Below are 18,711 nucleotides of genomic sequence, written 5' to 3'. Positions count from 1 at the left end.
TCTACGGGCACTCGCCCGTGACCGACTCGGTCATTCCCGTCCCCAGGTTGCACATGACCTCGTAGTTGCACGTGGCGCTCGCGAAGGAGCACGACGAGGCGAGGTTGTTGTCCTGGCAATACGAATCGACGCATTCGATCCCGGGATCCGTGGGCGGCGCGGCGGGCGGGCCGGCGGCGCTGGCCCAGGAATCGCAGACGAGCTTGCCAGCCTCGCAGGAGCATTCGTAGCCCCATTCGATGAAGTTGAGCTTGCACGTCTCGCCGGGCTGACACCCCACGTCCTGCCCACAGCGCTTCTTCGCGCCCGCGAGCGAGCCGCCCGTGCCGCCGCCACCATCCGAAGCGCTCCCGCCCTCGTCGCTGCAGGCCACGAACAGAAGCAGGCCGGCTGTCATGGCCATGAGGCCGCGCAGAGGAATCTTCGTAAGAAAAGCCATGGTGGGTCTCACCTTCATTTTTTGGTCTCGTGAAGTCTCCAGAGGTACCAGCAAGCAACCGAACGATAAGGCCTCCAGGGCCGCGCGAGCTTGATCATTCGCTCGGGCGTCGGATCCTTCCGGAGTCCGTGGAGCTTTTTCATTCCCTTCTGGATACCGAGATCCGCGACGGGGAGCACGTCGGGCCGGCCGAGGCGGAAGATCAAGAACATCTCCGCGGTCCAGCGCCCGATGCCTTTGACGCGCCGCAGGTGCTCGATCACGGCCTCGTCGTCGAGCGCGGGCAGCTCGTCGAGCACGAGCGTGCCATCGAGGAGTTTTTCGCAAAGGTCCCGGATGAACTTGACCTTGGACCCCGACAAACCGCAGGTCCGGAGCGCCTGCTCCTCCACGCGGAGGAGCTCGGCGGGCGGGAGGAGTTTTCCTCCGCCGAGGGCGAGGACGCGGCCGAAAATGGTATCGGAAGCCTTCACGGAGAGCTGCTGGCTGACGATCGACTCGACGATGGCCTCGAAAAACCCGGGCGTATGAAAAGGCCCGCTCGTCTGGGCGGCGGAGCCGAGACGACACGGGCCAACGGAATGGATGAGCTCGGCGAGGCGAGGATCGGCGGCGGAGAGGAAGCGGAGGGCCTCGGCGTGGGGGTCGGGGGCGGTCGGGGTCATGGAGCGGTGATCTTACCGAGGAAGAGGTTGTTTGTCGTGGTGTGTCGCGGAAGATCCGTTCTTCATTTCCCTCGCCTCCGAAAACTCGCCCCCAGATCCCACCCATCCCCGCCCCTCGCGAGCACGAGCTCCGGCATCAATCCTCCCGCCACCCGAAGCTCCCCGAGCACGCCCACCCGCAGGCTATGCGTCAGCGCCCGCGCAGATGCATTCGGCGCAAGCTTCGGCGGCTTCATCGCGAGCTCCTTCGCCCGCGCCGCGTCGTCCGCCGTCGCCAGCGATAACAATGCACCGAGCGGCCCCGGCTGCGACGGTCGTACGATATCGATCGAAAGCGCCACCTGCCCCCGCGCGCGGCGCCGGCCGAGCTCCACGCGCGGGAGCGTCGTGGCCGTCACCTCGTGCCCGGGCCTCGACAAGATCGGCGCGAGCGTTCGCGCCACCTCGACGAGATGCGCCGATGCTTCGTCCACCAACAGCTCCGAAGGCGGCCCGCCCCAACCCGGATCCCCATGGGCCGGCGGCAACGGCCCGAGCCCGAGATGCGACAAACGCTCCGGCGGAACCGCGTCCACGAGCCGCTGCGCGACCGACGGCGCGCCGTAGCTTCCGGCCTGGGGGCCGATCTGCAAGACGATCCACGCAGCACGGCCGAGGTCGAATCGGACTGCGCCTTTGCGCTCGCCGTGCAAGCCGAGCCCGAGCCAGCCCACGTCGTCCCGCTCCGCCTCGAATCGTCGTAACGACGTCGCGAGGTCGTCCGCGCGCGCGACCTCGATCCCGTCGAGGAACGCCGAGCCACGCGCCGCGAATCCATTCTTGGAGAGCACGAGCCCACGGTCGCCGCATTCCGCGCGGAATGCCCCCGTCCCGTCCGGCGCGCTCGGATCGAATTTTTGCGGCACCACCGAGACGAGCGGGGAAGCAAGCGCGCGGGCGAGCTTGTGCGGGTCGGTCGTGCCAAACACCACCGCAAGCGGATCCTTCGGGTAAGGCGTGGGCTTCGGGACCTCCGCGAGCACCGCCGCCGCGCCCCGGCCGCGGGCGCGCTCGATCGAGAAGATCACGTCCGCCGCGCCGAGCGTCTCCTTGCGCGCCGTGCGCAGGCCCTCGCGCAAGCGCACGACCGTGCCGAGCGCCTCCTTCGAAGGGAGCGATTGCGCGAGCGCCGGGACCGGGTGGCCCGCGGTGTCGAGGGCGAAAAGCGGATCGGCGATCGCCGCGCCGAAGAGGGCCGCAGTCGGGTCGCGTAGGTCGTGCGGGTCGATCGTGCGCGTGGGCCAGGGCAGGTGCAGCGAGAAGCGGCCGCCGTGCGGGGTGCGGCCGAGCGCAGCGGCGGGGGGCGTCGCGGCCACGAGCGCGCTCGCCAAGGAGGCGCCGAGGAACGTGCGCCTGGACAAACGATTGTCCGAGCCGAACATTTCGTCGCTCATCGCACCACCCAGATCTCGTCCGCGGTCGCGACCACGAACGGCGCGCGTCCCGGGCCATCGGGAGGGCACACCGCGAGCGCGCGCACGCCCGCCGCCGCCGGCAAGCGCATGATCTCGCGCGCGCGCCCCGCCTCCCGCGCCGCCGCGCGCGCCCAGGTGCGCACGACGACCGCATCGTCGAGAGCATTCGCCACGTCGAGCCCGCTCAAGATCTCCGGATCGCCGTCCTGATCGAGATCCCCCACCGCGAGCTGCGCGCCCGCGCCGGTGATCGTCTCGACGTGCCCCGCGTCGTCGCGCACCTCGACCGCGCCGCGATCGCTCCGCGCCGCGATCACGGTGAAACGCTGGCCCCGCGGCGTCACGAGCGAGGCCGCGGCGAGCACGTCGAAGTTGCCGGCCGTGACCGGCGTGATCGCAGTTTCTCCCGGCAAACAAGGCACGAGCGGGCCCGTGAGCCACCCCGACGCGATACGCGCGCAGCCGCTCGCCTCACCCGCCGAGACGGGCAAACCCGCGAGGGGCGCGACGACCGCGAGCTCCGCGTCGAGGCGTAGTGCCTTCGCGCGATCCGTCACGCCGACGTCCGCGAACCGTTTGACGCCGCCCGCTTCGTCCTTTTGCTCGACGAGCCCTGCGAGGCCGATCGGCTCGCGCAGCGGCGACGGGTGCAGCGGCGAGAGATCCGACCAGGAGCGCGAGCGCAGCGGTAAAACCTTGCCGTCACGGATCCGCAGCGTGGTCACGCGGCGGCGGCTCGTGCTCAGGATCTCGAGCGCGCCGTCGCCGTCGAGGTCGCCACACGCGAGAGCCACGACGTCGGACTCGAAGTTCTGGCCACGCGTGACGTTTGCTTTCGCGAGCGGCACGGGTTCGAGGAAGCTACGAATCTCGGCGTCGATCGGCGCCTCGGCGAAGGCGTGCGCGAGCGGGCCCGGCTCGGGATCCCGAATGCGCGCCCAGACGGTGCGCGGGACGGGGAAGACGTCAGCGGTGACGCGCAGTTTGCCGCCGCGGATCTCGACGACGAGGTGGACGAACGATCGCTCGCCGCGCGCCGCCACGCGTGCATCCGCGAGCGAGAGCGGGCTCGGGTGCGCGGAGCTGCCCGCGCCGAGGCGACCCGCGAGGAGCGAGGCGATGCGCGCCGTGAGCTCGGCCCCGCGCGGCGCCGGCGTATCGGAGACGAGCGGCGCGGCGACGACGAGGGCGCGAATGGGAGCGGACGCGAGCTCCGCGGCGAGGGATTCGGCCACACGGGCGACGGAAGCACGCGGCGGGCGCGGCGCGGCCGGCGGAGGGTTCGTCGGGGCCGGGTTCGTCTGCGCGGGGTTCGTCGGGGCCGGCGCGGCGGGCTTTTTTGGCTGGGCGCCGCCGTTTCGCGGGACGAACAGGGCGAGGGCGATCGCCGAGACAAACGCCCCGCGCGCGAGCCTTCCGCGCGAAATTCCCCCGAGCTCGCGCGGGCGCGTCCCCTCGGTGCGTAGCGGCAGGGCGGCCACGCGAGCAGAATAAGCGACCGGGGGGCGCGTGGCTACTCTGCGATCAGCGCGACCGTTCGGTCGAGGGCGCGGCGTCTTCCTCCTCGGGCAAACCCGCGAGCCTGCGCGCCGTCGGACGGATCCCCTCGGCGAGCGCGGCTTGCCCCGCGAGCGCGTACAGGCCGCAGGCCGCCTCGGTGACGCCCTGGTACGTCGAGAGCCACCGGGCCATCGCCAGGTTCTTCGTGCTCTGCGAGAGGATGGCCTCGCGTCGCTCGCGGTCGACGTCGACGAGCGCGCGCCGGAGGTCCGCAATGGCGAGCCCGAGGTCTTCCGCGACGGCGAGCGGCGCGATGGCGAGGCTCTTGATCTTCGGCGGCTCGACGAGCGGGCGCTCGCGAAGGAGGCGCTCGACGGTGCTCGCCACGCGAAGAAGAACCTCGGGATCGTCGGGGATCTGCGAGGGGATGCCGTACGCGGCGGCGACGGGCACGCCATAGGTGCTCGCGAGCGTGGTGCGGAGCGAGAGGAGCAGGGCTTTGAGGCCCTCGACGCGCTCTTCGGCGAGCGCGCGCGGAGCGTCGTCGTCCGCGAGCTCGCGCGCGTGGGCGAGGTCGGCGGCGAACATCGTCTCGGTCGAGCGCGCGAGCAGGTCACGCAGCGCGTGGAGGAAGCTGGCGACGGTGATTTCGCGTGGCAGGCCCTCCGGGAACAGCGCGATTTCGAGCTCCGTGGCGATCTCGGAGGTGTGCTCGTTCAAGGAGCCGAGCACGGTGCGGCTGATGGAGACGCGATCCGCGACGAGCTTGGAGGGTTGCGACATGGGAGGGGACTATGGATACCGCCCCGCGGGCATGCTGAGAAGACCTCACGCCTTCCAGAGCCGGAGTCCCGCGGGCACGACGACGAGCGCGACCACGAGCCCCGCCACGCTGCCGAGCGCGCCCACGAGGCCGAGATCCCGCAGGCCGTCGAAGCGGCAAAGCGCGAGCGCCGCGAAGCCCGTGGCCGTCGTGAGCGCCGTGGCCGCGACCGGAGGACCCTCGTCTCGCAAGGTCTCGCGAATCACATCGTGCTTGACGTCCGGGGCTCCGGTGAGCCCTGAGGGCCGGCCTGTGCCCTCGATCCCCCCGTCGACTTCGCGGGCCCGGTACAGCAAGAACATGCCCTCGTCGACGGTGATCCCGAGCAGCACGGGCAGGACGAGCGCGTCGTAGGCGTGCAGCGGGATGCCGAAGATCCGCACGAGGAGGAGCACCGCCGCGATCTCGCAGAGGACGACGATCGCCGCAATCACCACGTCCCGCGCGCGCCGGAGCGACATCGCGAGCGCGGCGACCACGAGCACCGCGGCGACGCCGCCGATCTTCGGCAGGTCTTGCGCGAGGCTCTGCCGCAGCACGACTTCGAGCCGCGCATACCCTGTCAACATGGCTTGCGGATCGGTCTGCCGCAGCGCTTGCTCGACCCGCGCCGTCGCGCCGGGCACCTCGCGCGGCCGCACGTAGAGCGCCACGAGGTGATCGCCGTCGTCGGTGCCGAGGTAACGCGACAGGAGGATCGAGGCCGTGGTTTTGCGGAGGTCCTCGATCTGGACGAGGTCACGCGAGGGCGCGCGCATCGCATCGAGCGCGCCCGAGAAACGCGCCGGGGCAAACCCCGTCTCCACGAGCGCTTTTTCGAGGTCGTTCGCCTTCGCCGGGAGATCGAGCGCATCGCGCGCCGAAAAGCGCGCCTCCTGCGTCTCCTTCGCGGGCGCGAGGGCCGTGAGCGCGTCGACCGCCTCGACGTCGTCCTTCATCGCGGAGAGCGTCTCCGCGAGTCGGTCCCCGCGCGCCCGCGCGCGCTCGAGATCTCGATCCGCGACGAGCACGACCCATTGCCCGCGTTTGCCCCCGAACGCGTCGAACACCGCCTGCTGCACCTTCAGCGGCTCGAGCTCCTTCGGCCGCACGGCCACGATCGACTCCGACAAACCCGGCGACGCGCCCAGGAAAACGGCCCCGACGGGCAGGAGGGCGACGAAGGCGAGGAGCGCCGCGCGCCTGCGCGTGCCCGAGAGCCAGGCGAATGCATCGGTCCAGCGCACGGGCGCCGGTGGAGGCGGAGGCTTTCGTTCGAGGAGCGCGCCGACCTCCGGCGTCACGAGCACGATCGCCACCGCCGTGAGGAGCTCGCCCGCGGCGCAAAGGAGGCCGAGCTGCTGCATGGCCTCGATGCTCGAAAACGCGAGCGCGCCGAACGCCGCAGCCGCCGTCCCGGCCGCGAACAAGACGCCGCGCGCCGTCTTCGCCCGCGCCACGCGCGCGGCCTCGCGAGGTTCGAGCCCGGCCCGCCGCGCTTCGAGCAGCGCCGCATACACGTGCACGCCCGTGTCGACCCCCACGCCCACGACGACCGACATGAACGCGATCGCGATCGCGGACAAACCACGCGGGAGCGCCGCCGCCACGGCCGCGGTCCACACCGTGCCGAGCAGGAGCGGCGGCATGACCGCGACGAGCGCGCGCACGCGCCGGAAGATCAAGGCAAAGACGAGCGACGCGAGCCCCATGGCGATGGTGCTGGAGATCGAGAGATCACGCGTCAGCATGGCCTCGGTCGCCGCTGCAATCGCATGACCACCCGTGAGGCCGAACCGCATCTCGGGGTGGGCCGAGCGAAGCGGCGCGAGGACAGACTCCGCGTCCTCGACGAAGCGCCGCGCGTCCTCGCCACGCAAAGCTTGTCCACGCGGCTCGGCGAGCACGAGGTGCGCCGTGCCGTCGTCGGTGGCGAACGCGCCGTCCGGCTGCGTGCGCACGCCGGAGCCGATGTCCGCGCCCTCGTAGGCGAGTTGCCCGAGCCGGAGCGGATCGGCCGCGAGGAGGTCGGCGACGGCACCGCTGCCCGGCGCGAGGAGCATGGCCCGGCTCTCCGCAAGCCGCGCGCGCATGCCCTCGGGCGTGAGCGCGCCGCGCAGGCGCTCCATCGCGTGTGGATCCGCGTGGCGAAACACGAGCATCGGATCGAGGGCGCGCGAGGTGTCGACCCGATCGGCGGCGCGGGCCACGCTCGGGCGTTTTCCGAGCTCGGCCGCAATTTCGGCCGAAACCTTTGCGTTCGTCTCCGGATCCGGCCCCTCGACGAGCACGACGGCGAGGTCGCCGCCGCCGAAGCCACGCACGTACCGGCGGAGCGCCGCGGCCTCGCCCTGATCGGGCAGGAGCGAGGCTACGTTCGGGTCGAGCCGGAGCCGGAACGTGACCGCGAACAGCGCGAGGAGCGTCATCCCGACGAGCGCGAGCGTGACGGCGCGCCTCGCCGGACGCCCTTTCGACTCGGGAGCAGACATCGGCGCTTCGATACGCCGAGCGCCCTCGCCCGGCAAGCCGTACGTACGCCGGAGCAAGAACGATCCGCTCGATGAAGAATTCAACAAAGTCGGGAACGATGCGGCCCTGTCGATGTCGGGTCCATCGCCATGCGGACCTCCTTCATTTCGTACACGCGCGCGGCTTCCATCCTCGCCTCGATCCTCCTCTCCGCAAACGCCGCTTCGGCCGATGACGTGCGGGGGTTGCGATCGGACAAACTCGTGGAAAAGACGCACGTGGTCGATCTCCGCATCGGCCACGGTCACGCGGACCTGGTCGTGCGGCGCACGGTACACAATGGCGGTCCGCGCCACGATCAGGCGACGTTTTACATCGACATGCCGTCCGGCGCCGTGGCCGTCGGGCTACGCACGCTGGGGACCTTGGACGGCAAGCCGCACTGGTTCGACGGCGAATTGCTCGAGGCGGAGAAAGCGGCGGCGCGGTATCGGGAGCTGACGGGCGTCGGCGGGTATTACCCGAAGGATCCGGCTTTGCTGTCGTGGCGGAGCCAGAACCTGCTCGCGCTGCAGGTCTTCCCCTGCCCGCCCGGCGAGGACAAGACGATCGAATACACGCTGCGGTTGCCCACGCAATACCGCGACGGGCGGCATCACCTCGATCTCACGGCCGCCCTGGGCACCGAGGAGCTGCCCGCCGCAGCCACGGTATCGCCGATGATCGCGGGCGAGGCGCTCTTCGTCGGCGATACGCGGCAAAAAGCGCCGGCACAGATCAGCCTGAAGGAGGCGGTGGACCTGTCGGTCGCGCCCGCGAGCGAAAAACCCGTCGAAGGCGCGCTCGCGTCGGTGGGGTTCGGCAAGCAGAAGAACGTCGTCCATTTCCACGTCGCCGCGGCGCCCGCACTCTCGCGTGTGCCCCGCGGCGCGCACGTCGTGGTGCTGATCGACGCCTCCCGATCGCTCGATCAGGAGCAGGTCGAGGCGGAGGTCGCCATGACGCGGGCGTATCTCTCCCACTTCCCGGACGCCCGCGCGGCGGTATTCACGTTCGATCGCGCGGTGCACGCCTCGAAAAAAGGGTTCGTCTCGGTACGCGAAGCGCTCGCCGGGCTCGACGGATCGCAGATTGTCCTGCGAAACGGGAGCCACATCGACGAGGCGCTCTCCCGCGCGGACGCGCTGCTCGCGGCCTTGCCGGAGAACACGCCGAAGCGGATCCTGGCCTTGACGGACACGCGCACGCGGCAGGAGCTCACGCCGGAGCGTCTGCGGGGTCAGCTCTCGAAGAGCGGCGCGCTCCTGCACGTCGGCGTGGTGGACAGCGCGTTCTCGACCACGCTCACGCGCGACGACACGCACGCCTGGGCGGCGATGACACGGCCCACGGGCGGGCTCGTGTGGCAAGCTTCGATGGATACGGCCGACCAGAGCGACGAGCCCCGAAAGGTGTACGAAGAGCTCGCGCGTCCCAAGCGGATCGATCATTTCCAGGTGCACGCGCAGGGCATTGCCCAGGAGGCGCTCGTGGCTCCCGAGGCGCTGGCGGAGGGCGAGTCGTTCGAGGACCTGCGTTTGTCGGACAAGCAGGTTCCCTTCGTGGAGGTGACCGGCGAGCTCTGGGCGACGCCCGTGCGCCGGGTGCTCGTCGCGGACGAGGCCGAAAATCGAAGGTGGGCGGGGCTCGTGTTCGGCTCGAACCTGCTGCATTCGATCGAAGAGGCGGACATGATGTCGCTCGCGGTGATGGGGCGGGCCGTGTCGCCGGTGACGAGTTATCTCGCGATCGAGCCGGGCGTGCGTCCTTCGACGGAAGGCATCGAGGAGTTCTCGGCAAGCGGCTGGGGCTTCGGGTCCAGCAATTGCCGGCTCTACGGCAGTCACCGCGCGAAGCCGCCGCAGATCAGCATGTTCGACAAGCAGGCGTTCCTGAAGGACGAGCTTTCGCGTGGGCTCGCTGCGTGCGGCGGCGCAGGGAAAAAGGCGACCGTAGGGCTTGAATCGACGCTCGAGGAGATCGTCTCGGTGCGGGCGACGATCGACGGGGAAAAGGCGGGGGCGAAGCTCGTCACGTGCCTGGAAGAGGCGGCGTGGGGGATCGAGCTGCCGGGGGCGTTCGCCTCAGTTTGGCAGGGTTTTACGGTCGTGCTTTGAGCGGCACGTGGTTCATTGCAGCGCGGCGTTCCACATCGCCTGCCAGAGCTCGGGGTACGCGCTCGCGACGCGCGCCGGGGCGTGGTCGCAAAGCGCGCGCGCCGCGAGGTCGAATGCGAGCGCGCCTTCCGTGCGGGGCGTGAGCGAGCGCTTGCATTTGCGGCCCGGTCGCTCGGGCGGGCTCGGCGGGACGGGCAAGGACGCGCGCGCGGCGCCGCGGTTCAGGACCGCGGAGACGCTGCCGATCCCCTGCGCGGCACGGCGCGCGACGGCCTCGGAATAGGCGCCGTCCCCGAATTTCTCGGCGACGAGCTGCAGGATCGAGGTGTGGTCGAGCAGGCCGCCGTGGACCGTGCCGCGCTCGACGAGCGGCGAGACGACGATCGCAGGGACACGCACGCCCGCCGTCTTGAACGGTCCATCGTGGATCGGCGGCGGCGAGACGTGGTCGTAAAAACCTCCGTGCGAGGCATACGTGACGATGAAGAGCGTGCGGCCGAAGCGCTCGGCGTTCGACGTGAGCGCCTGGTAGACCTGGAGCAAGAATCGCTCGCCGGGCGCCATGGGCAGGGGCGGGCGGTTGTCGTTCGGCGGTCGGCCGAGGTGGAAGGGCGCGTCGAAATAAGAGGGTTCGATGTAAATGACCTGGGGGAACGTGGCGTCGGGCTCGTTCCGGACGTCGTCCGCGAGCCGGACCGCCGAGCGGAAGCGATCGCTCGTGACCTCACCGTGCATCCAGGGGCAAAGGGTGAAAAAGGACAAACCGTCGTGATACACACGATATCGGATGCCACGCTGCTTCATCCAGTCGAAGACCGTCTCGTGCAACGGCAAGAGCCGGGGCGTGGTGTCCGCGAGTAGAGAATAGCCGCACGTCGCCATGAGCCGGTTCGGCGCCATACCCGTAGGCAGCGGAGCGAACCAGCGGTCACAGACGGCATAACTCTTCGCCAGGAAGTTCGTGACGGGCGCGCCCGAGCACCGCAGAAAGCCCATCGGCAAGGTTCGCGACGCGCGGTGCGCCGAAAGCGCATGCGCCCGCACGAAGCCATCCATCGCGCGCTCGCCCGAGGAGGTTCTGCGGCCGAGGGAGAGATGGACGGAATGGCTATCCTCGGGCAGCTCCGCGGACATTGCGCCGTCGCGCATCTCTTGCGGATGGTGCACGCGTCCCTCGCAGGTGTTCTCGTAGCGCGTGTCGAGGAGCTTCCCGTCGACCGGCGTGCCCACGAGCCCGTCGAGCTGCCCCTCGTACGGTCCGCCGTCGAGGCTCAGATGGCCGAGGACGTGATCGAACGACCTGCTCTGCATCATCAGGACAACGATGGTGTCGATGTCCTCGAGTTTGTCGGGCACGGCCTACCTCCAACTGGTTACCCGTCGAAATGCGAAAATAGGGTTTGCACGCGGCGTGCCAGCGTGGAACGATGCACTCGTGAGCTTGAATAGGGGCTCGACACACCGCGGCGACACCCCGCGCATCACGGCCCACACCGGACGTATCTCCGACGTGTCGGCGGACGTGTCCGTCGACATGTCGAACGCGTCGTAGGCTTGTCGAACGCCCCCTTTTCGTGATATCAAGAGTACGTGTCCTCACAAGACGCGGAGCTCTCGACGCTCGATGGGCTCAACCCGCCGACACACGCAGACGGCCCCGAGGCGGGGTTCGGGAGTTCCCGCGTCCCCACGTTGACGATTGTCTGGCACCCGACGGTGGAGCGGGTCGGCGATCGGGCACTCTTGCCGCTGCCAGCAGGCGGCGCGGGCACGGAGCTGTCACGCCTCGATCCCGAGTTCTCGCGCCCGGGTTCGAGCCGGCGCGAGCCGCTCGGCGATGCGCACGTGAGCCGCAAAGCCATACGCCTGCTCCGGCTCGAAAACGAATGCATTCGTATCGATACGCAAGGCAGCCCCACGCGTATCGTCGCGAACGGAAGTTTGCTTCAAGGCTGCCGCGATTTCTCGACGGATGATTTGAAGGCCGGGATCGTACTGGAGCTCGCGAGCCGCATCGTGCTCCTCTTGCATCTCGACGAGCTGCGCCAGGAGTCGGAGGATAACCTCGGCCTCGTGGGCGCGAGCCTGGGAATCGAGCGCGTTCGCCGTGAGATCCGGCAGCTCACGAACCTCGACGTGCCCGTTTTGGTGCGCGGTGAAACCGGGACGGGTAAAGAGCTCGTCGCGCGTGCTCTCCATAACACGGGAGAGCGGCGGAGTCGGCCTTTCGTGGCCGTGAACATGGGCGCCATCCCACCCGCGCTCGCCGCCTCCGAGCTGTTCGGGTCCGACAAGGGCGCCTTCACAGGCGCGCGCGCCCACTCCGGTTACTTCGGCGCCGCGGAAGATGGGACGCTATTTCTCGATGAAGTGGGCGAGATGCCGCTCGACGTGCAGGCGTCCTTGCTCCGCGCCCTCGACGTGGGTGAGGTGCAGACGCTCGGGGCCTCGCGTATGCGAGAGACGCGGGCGCGTATCGTCGCCGCGACCGACGCGAATCTCGAAGTGAAGGTGCAAACGGGGGCCTTCCGCGCGCCGCTCTTGCATCGGCTCTCCAGCTACGAGCTCGTGATTCCGCCCCTGCGCCAGCGGCGGGACGATATCGGGCGTCTGTTCGTACATTTTCTCCGCACCGAGCTCGATCGCTTCGGAAAGGCGGACCGGATCCCATTGAACCAGGTGGGGCTCCCCGCGTCGTTCATGGCGGCGCTCGTCCGGCACGATTGGCCCGGAAACGTGAGACAGCTCCGGAATGTCGTGCGGCAGCTCGTCCTCGGAAGCCACAACACAGGCCCGCTGGATCCGGGTCCGGCGCTTGCGGTGCTGCTTTCGATGAACCCGCCGCCCGCGGGCGGAGGCTTCGGGAACGCCGGCGGAACCGAGACGGGGGCCTCGCCGACCAAGGAGCCCATGACGCCGCGACGCAGCCGCAAGCCGAGCGACGTGACCGTGGAGGAGCTGCACGAGGCGCTGCGCGCGTGCGACTTCGACATGAAGGCCACGGCCGAGCGGCTGAGGATTCCGCGGAGCTCGATCTACAACCTCGTCGATCAACACAAGGTGCGGCGCGCGAGCGACCTCGGACGGGACGAGATCCTGCGCTGCTCCCGGGAATGCGACGGGAACGTCGAGCTGATGGCGAGGCACCTCGGCGTCTCGAAGGTGGCGCTGCAGCGGCGCATGCGCGAGCTCAAAATCAGCATCGGCTGAACGCCCGATCGGCGCGCCCAGGGCGCATGTTTCGGCTAGGATGCGCCTCCGCCTGCCATGTCGTCCGCCTCGACCGCCCCCCACGCCTCCGTTCGTCCCACCCCCACGCTGCGGGAGTGGCTCCGCGAAGGTCCCTTTTCCATGGGCCTTTCGTCAGGGTTCTTCGGGTTTTTCGCGCACGCGGGGGTGATGACCGTGCTCGAAGACGAAGGGCTCTTGCCCACGCGGGTCTCGGGCTCGAGCGCGGGCGCGCTCGTGGGCGGGATCTGGGCGGCGGGCGCGAGCGCGGTGACGATCCGCGACGAGCTTTTGCGGCTCAAGCGTGAGGATTTTTGGGACGTGCGGCTCGGGCCGGGGCTGCTCGCGGGCAAACTCTTCCGCGCACGGCTCGAAGCGCTCTTGCCGGTGCGCTCGTTCGATCGGTGCCGCGTGCCGCTCGCGGTGAGCGTGTACGATGTGTTCGCCCGCGGGACGCGTGTGCTCGCGGAAGGGCCGCTCGCGCCGGCAATCCAGGCGTCGTGCACGGTGCCGGGGCTGTTTCATCCCGTCTGGCACGAGGGGCGGCCGCTGCTCGACGGCGGGATCCTCGACCGGCACGGGCTCGCCGGAATGCCCGCAGGTGAGCGGCTTTTTTATCACCACCTCGCGTCGCGCTCGCCGTGGCGAAAGGTGGACAGCCCATCGCTAAAGGTGCCGGAGCGCGCGGGGATGAGCGCGCTCGTCATCGAGTCGCTTCCGCGCGTGGGTCCGTTCCGTCTGCCCGAAGGCGCGCGCGCCTTCGACATCGCGGCGCGGGCGACGCGAGAGGCACTTTCCCGGCCCACGAAGGGCTCCGAAATCCGCGTGCAGGGAGGTTTGGCATGACCGACGAATCCACGAAAAAACCGTGTCTCATCCGGGCCCGCGACCGCGGACCCGAGGCCTCGATGTCGCATCCGTTCAACCCGAATTCGCTGATCCACGGGCACCTCCTGGGAATGGCGACCGGGCTCGAACGAATCGGGGTCAATTTGATCCGGGTGCCGCCGGGGAAAGAGTCGTTCATTTATCATCGCCATCACGGCGAGGAGGAGTTCCTCTACATCCTGAGCGGCCGGGGCATCGCCGAGATCGGGGACGAGGAATTCGAGGTGGGGCCGGGTGATTTCATGGGTTTTCCCGTGCCGTCGGTGGCCCATCACCTCAAAAACCCGTTCGAGGAAGACCTCGTGTACCTCTCGTGCGGCGAGAAGAAGCCGACCGAGATCGCCGAGTTCCCGCGGCTCGGCAAGACGATGATCCGCTCGGGCAACCAGGTCTCGCTCTTCGAGACGAGCGCGGCCGAGGCGTTTCCCGGGCTCGAAAAGGTGAAATGAAGGGGGGCGGGGCCGATCAGGGGCCGCCCGAGAGCACCACGTAGGCGATCGGCACCGCCGCGCCGACGAGCACGAAGATGCCGCCCCGGCCGATCAAACCCTTCCGGCCGGGCAGCATGAACATCCCCGAGAACGCGAGCAAAAGGAGCAGGACCGCGTAGCCGTCGGCCACGAAGGTCCACGCCTTCTTGCCGCGGTTCAGGTGCAGCCAGTTCGCGAGCCGCAGGAAAAACCGCGGCTGTTCGCCCTCGTCGAGCACCTTGCCGGTCTGCGTGTCCACATGGAGCGTGCGCCGGTCGAGCGTGATTTCGAGCTGGTTCGGCGCGGCGCGGTAGACGTCGCTCGGTTTGGCCGGGATGTGGAGCGTTTGAAGGACCCGCTCGGCGACGGCCTGGTCTTCGCCTTCGAGAGGGCCGCCGAGCTCGTGCGTGGATTGGTAGCTCTTGAAATTCGGGTCCCAGTCCGCGATGTGGTTCACCGCGAGGCCGGACGCGGCATACACGAGAGTGAGCCCGACCGCGAGGTTTCCCGCGTCCCGGTGGACCGTGCGCAAGAGGCCTCGCAGGGACAAACGCCGCCGGGGCTCGGGCGCGCCCTCAGCCATGTCGCTCCTCGGCCCACGGGTCGGCGTGGTTGTGGTAGCCGCGCGTCTCCCAGTAGCCGGGCCGGTCGGTCCGGACGAACCGGACGCCCGTCACCCATTTCGCGCTCTTCCAGAAATAAAGGTCGGGCACGAGCGCGCGCGCAGGCGGGCCATGCGGGCGCGTGAGCGGATTTCCCTCGTGCTTGTGCGCGATGAGCACGTTCGGCGCGGTCGCCTCGGCGAGCCGGACGTTGGCCGTGTATCCGTTCGCCGCCTCGAAGATCACGTGGCGCACGGTGTCGCGCACCTTCGCCATCTTCGCGAGCTCGGCGACCTTGACGCCGGTGAAACGCGCGCCGAGCACGCTCCAGCCCGTGACGCAGTGGACGTCGCACGTCTGCTCGGTTTGCGGCAGGGCGAGGAGGCCCGCGAAATCGAGCTCGAAGGGATTGTCGACGTCGCCATGGACGCGCAGCTTGAAGGCTGAGGGGCTCGGGTCGCCCGGCTCGCCGCCCATGGGCTTGAGCGCGTCGAGGATGCGCTGGCCGGGCGGCAGGCGCGGGCGGCCGTCGGGGCGGAGCTGCTTGCCGCGCGGATCGCTGTCGGCGGCGAGGACGTAGGTGCCGCCGCCGAGCGCGAGGAAGGTGGTGCCGGCCGCGGCGGCGCGCAGGAAGGCGCGGCGGCGGATGACGTTTTCGAGCTCGGGGAACTCATCCTTGGGCTTGGACACGGGAGCCTCCTCGATCGAGCGCACTCATCCTAGAGCATCGACCGGTTCGATGCTCGGAAGATCGCGAAGCGAGCTTCCCTCGGGGGGTGAATCGTCCGGGCTTTGCCCGGACGAGAGGGGGACGCGAGGCGTCCCCCTCGGGACGAAAGAAGCCTAGAACATCGATCGGTTGTCAAACCGATCGATGTTCTAGGCCGTCGTCTGAAGCGTCGTCGCGCCGCCCTCGGTGAGGGCCGCCTGAGCCGCGGCGAGCCGGGCGATCGGCACGCGCAGCGGCGAGCACGACACGTAGTCGAGCTTCACGCGCTCGAAGAAGCGGATCGAGGACGGGTCGCCGCCGTGCTCGCCGCACACCCCGAGCTCCAGGTTCGGCCGCGTCTTGCGGCCGCGCTCGCAGGCGATCGCCACGAGCTCGCCCACGCCTTCCGTGTCGAGGCTCGTGAACGGGTCTTTCGGCAGGATGGCCGCCTCGACGTAGGCCCCGAGGAACTTCCCGGCGTCGTCGCGCGAGATGCCCATCGTGGTCTGGGTCAGATCGTTCGTGCCGAAGCTGAAGAACTCGGCCTCCTCGGCGAGCTCCGAGGCGCGCAGGGCGGCGCGGGGCAGCTCGATCATCGTGCCGAACAGGTACGACACCGACCGACCCTTCTCGGCGAACACCTCGCTCGCCACCCGCTCGATCGTCGCCTTCGCCAGCGCGAGCTCCTTCCGCGTCATGGCCAGCGGGATCATGATCTCGAGCTTCGGGGGCGCTCCCTTCTCGGCCACGTCGCACGCGGCCTCGAAGATCGCGCGGGCTTGCATCTCGTTGATCTCGGGGAACGTCACGCCGAGGCGGCAGCCGCGGTGACCGAGCATCGGGTTCAGCTCGTGCAGCTCCTCCACCTTGCGCACGAGCTCCGCCGGACGGACCTTCATCGTCGCCGCCAGGTCCTCGATCTGCTTGCGCTCCTGCGGCAGGAACTCGTGCAGCGGCGGATCGAGCAGGCGGATCGTCACGGGCAGCCCCGCCATCTCCTGGAAGATCGCGGTGAAGTCCTCGCGCTGGTAGGGCAGGAGCTTCGCGAGCGCCGCTTTCCGCGCGTCCACGTCGCGGGCGAGGATCATTTCACGCACCGCGGCAATTCGTTTGTCGTCAAAGAACATGTGCTCGGTGCGGCAGAGACCGATTCCTTCGGCCCCGTACGAGCGTGCCGTCCGCGCGTCCGCGCCCGTGTCCGCGTTCGCCAGCACCTTCAGCCGCCGCGCCGTGTCGGCCCAGCGCATGAGCTCCTCGTACTCCGACGAGAGCGACGCCGGCGCCGTCGGGATCGCGCCTAGGTAGACCGATCCCGTCGCTCCATCGAGCGTGATCACGTCGCCGCCCTTCACGCTCACCGTGTCCGTGGGCCGACCGAGCTCGTCGTAGATCGTCACGGTCATCGTGGCCGTCTCGTAACTCACGGCGACCGCTGAACACCCCGCGACGCAGCACTTGCCCATGCCGCGCGCCACGACCGCCGCGTGGCTCGTCATGCCGCCGCGCGCCGTCAGAATGCCGTTCGCGGCCTTCATCCCGTGGATGTCCTCGGGCGACGTCTCGGCGCGCACGAGGATCACGGGCAGGCCTTGCGCGGCCTTTCGTTCCGCCTCGTCCGCGTGGAACACCACCTGCCCGCTCGCCGCGCCCGGGCTCGCCGGCAGGCCTCGCGCCAGAAGCGTCTTCGGCGCCTTCGGATCGATCGTCGGGTGCAGGAGCTGCTCGATCGACGCCGGGTCGACGCGCATCACCGCCTCGCGCTGATCGATGAGCCCCTCCTTCGCCATCTCCACGGCGATCCGCACGCCCGCGCGCCCCGTTCGTTTCCCGTTTCGCGTCTGGAGCAGATAAAGCCTGCCCGACTGCACGGTGAACTCGAGGTCCTGCATGTCGCGGAAGTGCTTCTCCAGCCGCTCCTGCGTACGCACGAGCTCCGCGTAGGCCTCGGGCATGCGCACCTCGAGCGAGCCTTCGTCGTTGCCTTGCCCCTTCGCGATGGGGTTCGGCGTGCGCACGCCGGCCACCACGTCCTCGCCTTGCGCGTTCGGTAGCCACTCGCCGAAGAAGCGCTTCTCGCCCGTCGACGGGTCTCGCGTGAAGGCCACGCCCGTGCCGGAGTCTTCGCCCAGGTTGCCGAAGACCATCGCTTGCACGTTGCACGCGGTGCCCCACGCCTCGGGGATGTCGTGCATCTTGCGGTACGTCTTGGCGCGATTGTTGTTCCAGCTCCGGAAGACCGCGACGATCGCGCCTTCGAGCTGCGCCCACGGATCGTCGGGGAACGGCGTCCCCGTCTCCTCCTGGACGATGCGGCGTTGCTCCTTCACGAGCGAGCGCAGCGTCTCCTCGTCGAACATCGAGTCGGGCAACTTGCGCTGGAGCTCGGCCACCGTGAGCCTCTGCGCCTCGACCATCCCGCGCGCGGCCGCGGCCTTGCGGCGGGCGATCTCCAGCGCGTCGTCGAAGCGCTTGCGGTGGATCCCGAGCACGACGTCCGCGTACGTCACGATGAACCTGCGGTAGGCGTCGAGGGCGAAGCGCGGGTTTTGCGTGCGCGCGCCGAGCCCGGCCACGATCGCCTCGTTCAGGCCGAGGTTCAGGATCGTGTCCATCATGCCGGGCATCGAGGCGCGCGCGCCGGAGCGGACGCTCACGAGCAGCGGGTTCTCGGGGTCGCCGAAGCGGGTGCCGACGATCTCTTCCACCCGACGGATGGCCGCGCGTGCCTCGTCGAGCAGGCCCTCCGGGATTCGCTCGCCGGAGGCGAAGAAGGCCGTGCAGACCTCAGTGGTGATCGTGAAGCCCGGCGGCACGGGGATCCCGAGCCGGGTCATTTCGTGCAGCCCTGCGCCCTTGCCGCCCAAGAGCGGCTTCTGGGTTCCGTCGCCGTCGGCCTGACCGCCCCCGAAGAAGTAGATGCGCTTCGCCATGGCGGCTTCTTCCATGGGTTGGGCTGTGAGCGCAAGCGAGATCTGAGAGGGTGTTTCCCAGGCATCGCGAGCGGCCCGAGGGTCACGGGCGAGCCTCGGCCAATCTGCCGACCTTGGCCGAGGGTCACGGGCGAGCCTCGGCCAATCTGCCGACCTTGGCCGAGGGTCACGGGCGAGCCTCGGCCAATCTGCCGACCTCGGGCGAGGGTCACGGGCGAGCCTCGGGCTATCTGCCGACCTCGGGCGAGGGTCACGGGCGAGCCTCGGGCTATCTGCCGACCTCGGGCGAGGGGCACGGGCGAGCCTCGGCGCATCTGCCGACCTTGGCCGAGGGTCACGGGCGAGCCTCGGCCTATCTGCCGACCTTGGCCGAGGGTCACGGGCGAGCCTCGGGGT

General features: G+C 69.5%; 14 protein-coding genes. 4 read left to right on the top strand and 10 right to left on the bottom strand.

Features of this window, described 5'->3' with window-relative positions; translation table 11 throughout:
• Position 1: 1 nt before the first annotated feature.
• The 6 genes from KEG38_RS19945 to KEG38_RS19920 all read right to left on the bottom strand — a co-directional run bounded on the left by KEG38_RS19945 (position 2) and on the right by KEG38_RS19920 (position 7,352).
• Positions 2-439, bottom strand: a complete 438-nt coding sequence (locus tag KEG38_RS19945) for a hypothetical protein (RefSeq protein ID WP_272421305.1) — start codon at positions 437-439, stop codon at positions 2-4.
• A gap of 14 nt (positions 440-453) precedes the next feature.
• A complete protein-coding gene (locus KEG38_RS19940) occupies positions 454-1,104 on the bottom strand; it encodes a DNA-3-methyladenine glycosylase family protein (RefSeq protein WP_272421304.1) in 651 nt (216 codons plus the stop codon).
• Between the two features lie 62 nt (positions 1,105-1,166).
• Positions 1,167-2,537, bottom strand: a complete 1,371-nt coding sequence (locus KEG38_RS19935; protein ID WP_272421303.1) for a hypothetical protein — start codon at positions 2,535-2,537, stop codon at positions 1,167-1,169.
• Positions 2,534-4,039, bottom strand: a complete 1,506-nt coding sequence (locus KEG38_RS19930) for a hypothetical protein (protein WP_272421302.1) — start codon at positions 4,037-4,039, stop codon at positions 2,534-2,536. Before KEG38_RS19930 ends, KEG38_RS19935 begins: the two co-directional genes overlap by 4 nt.
• Positions 4,040-4,082: 43 nt before the next feature.
• Positions 4,083-4,841, bottom strand: a complete 759-nt coding sequence (locus KEG38_RS19925) for a hypothetical protein (RefSeq protein WP_272421301.1) — start codon at positions 4,839-4,841, stop codon at positions 4,083-4,085.
• A gap of 45 nt (positions 4,842-4,886) precedes the next feature.
• Positions 4,887-7,352 carry an MMPL family transporter gene (locus KEG38_RS19920; protein WP_272421300.1) on the bottom strand — a complete coding sequence of 822 codons (2,466 nt, stop codon included), beginning with the start codon at positions 7,350-7,352 and terminating at the stop codon, positions 4,887-4,889.
• A gap of 129 nt (positions 7,353-7,481) precedes the next feature.
• On the opposite strand from KEG38_RS19920, the gene KEG38_RS19915 reads away from it, so the two are divergent.
• On the top strand, positions 7,482-9,488 hold the full coding sequence (locus KEG38_RS19915) for a vWA domain-containing protein (RefSeq protein ID WP_272421299.1): 2,007 nt from the start codon (positions 7,482-7,484) through the stop codon (positions 9,486-9,488).
• Positions 9,489-9,500: 12 nt separating this feature from the next.
• Here the strand turns inward: KEG38_RS19915 and KEG38_RS19910 are convergent, their stop codons facing one another.
• Positions 9,501-10,844 (bottom strand): alkaline phosphatase family protein, encoded by a 1,344-nt coding sequence (locus tag KEG38_RS19910; protein ID WP_272421298.1) that lies wholly within the window; start codon positions 10,842-10,844, stop codon positions 9,501-9,503.
• A gap of 234 nt (positions 10,845-11,078) precedes the next feature.
• On the opposite strand from KEG38_RS19910, the gene KEG38_RS19905 reads away from it, so the two are divergent.
• From KEG38_RS19905 to KEG38_RS19895, 3 genes are all read left to right on the top strand, one after another.
• Positions 11,079-12,698: a sigma 54-interacting transcriptional regulator gene (locus tag KEG38_RS19905; RefSeq protein ID WP_272421297.1), complete on the top strand. Its 1,620-nt coding sequence runs from the start codon at positions 11,079-11,081 to the stop codon at positions 12,696-12,698.
• A gap of 141 nt (positions 12,699-12,839) precedes the next feature.
• The gene (locus tag KEG38_RS19900; protein ID WP_272421296.1) at positions 12,840-13,562 is read left to right on the top strand and encodes a patatin-like phospholipase family protein; all 723 of its coding nucleotides are present in this window, start codon (positions 12,840-12,842) and stop codon (positions 13,560-13,562) included.
• Positions 13,559-14,053 (top strand): cupin domain-containing protein, encoded by a 495-nt coding sequence (locus tag KEG38_RS19895; protein WP_272421295.1) that lies wholly within the window; start codon positions 13,559-13,561, stop codon positions 14,051-14,053. The genes KEG38_RS19900 and KEG38_RS19895 overlap by 4 nt, the downstream gene beginning before the upstream one ends.
• Before the next feature lie 16 nt (positions 14,054-14,069).
• Here the strand turns inward: KEG38_RS19895 and KEG38_RS19890 are convergent, their stop codons facing one another.
• From KEG38_RS19890 to ppdK, 3 genes are all read right to left on the bottom strand, one after another.
• Positions 14,070-14,657: a PepSY-associated TM helix domain-containing protein gene (locus KEG38_RS19890; protein WP_272421294.1), complete on the bottom strand. Its 588-nt coding sequence runs from the start codon at positions 14,655-14,657 to the stop codon at positions 14,070-14,072.
• Positions 14,650-15,366, bottom strand: a complete 717-nt coding sequence (locus KEG38_RS19885) for a molybdopterin-dependent oxidoreductase (RefSeq protein WP_272421293.1) — start codon at positions 15,364-15,366, stop codon at positions 14,650-14,652. The genes KEG38_RS19890 and KEG38_RS19885 overlap by 8 nt, the downstream gene beginning before the upstream one ends.
• 189 nt (positions 15,367-15,555) lie before the next feature.
• Entirely contained in the window at positions 15,556-18,315 is a 2,760-nt protein-coding gene (gene ppdK / locus KEG38_RS19880; RefSeq protein ID WP_272421292.1) for a pyruvate, phosphate dikinase, read from the bottom strand.
• Between the last annotated feature and the right edge of the window lie 396 nt (positions 18,316-18,711).

This window comes from Polyangium jinanense, from assembly GCF_028435265.1.
Taxonomy (GTDB): Bacteria; Myxococcota_A; Polyangia; order Polyangiales; family Polyangiaceae; genus Polyangium; species Polyangium jinanense.
The sequence above is the reverse complement of the archived record's forward strand: the minus strand, read 5'-3'. Positions and strand labels throughout refer to the sequence as shown.

Bases quoted from the DNA above. Each gene is read 5' to 3' on its own strand.
- KEG38_RS19945 (WP_272421305.1), bottom strand. From the start codon at position 439: ATGGCTTTTCTTACGAAGATTCCTCTGCGCGGCCTCATGGCCATGACA.
- KEG38_RS19940 (WP_272421304.1), bottom strand. From the start codon at position 1,104: ATGACCCCGACCGCCCCCGACCCCCACGCCGAGGCCCTCCGCTTCCTC.
- KEG38_RS19935 (WP_272421303.1), bottom strand. From the start codon at position 2,537: ATGAGCGACGAAATGTTCGGCTCGGACAATCGTTTGTCCAGGCGCACG.
- KEG38_RS19925 (WP_272421301.1), bottom strand. From the start codon at position 4,841: ATGTCGCAACCCTCCAAGCTCGTCGCGGATCGCGTCTCCATCAGCCGC.
- KEG38_RS19920 (WP_272421300.1), bottom strand. From the start codon at position 7,352: ATGTCTGCTCCCGAGTCGAAAGGGCGTCCGGCGAGGCGCGCCGTCACG.
- KEG38_RS19915 (WP_272421299.1), top strand. From the start codon at position 7,482: ATGCGGACCTCCTTCATTTCGTACACGCGCGCGGCTTCCATCCTCGCC.
- KEG38_RS19900 (WP_272421296.1), top strand. From the start codon at position 12,840: ATGGGCCTTTCGTCAGGGTTCTTCGGGTTTTTCGCGCACGCGGGGGTG.
- KEG38_RS19895 (WP_272421295.1), top strand. From the start codon at position 13,559: ATGACCGACGAATCCACGAAAAAACCGTGTCTCATCCGGGCCCGCGAC.
- KEG38_RS19890 (WP_272421294.1), bottom strand. From the start codon at position 14,657: ATGGCTGAGGGCGCGCCCGAGCCCCGGCGGCGTTTGTCCCTGCGAGGC.
- ppdK (WP_272421292.1), bottom strand. From the start codon at position 18,315: ATGGCGAAGCGCATCTACTTCTTCGGGGGCGGTCAGGCCGACGGCGAC.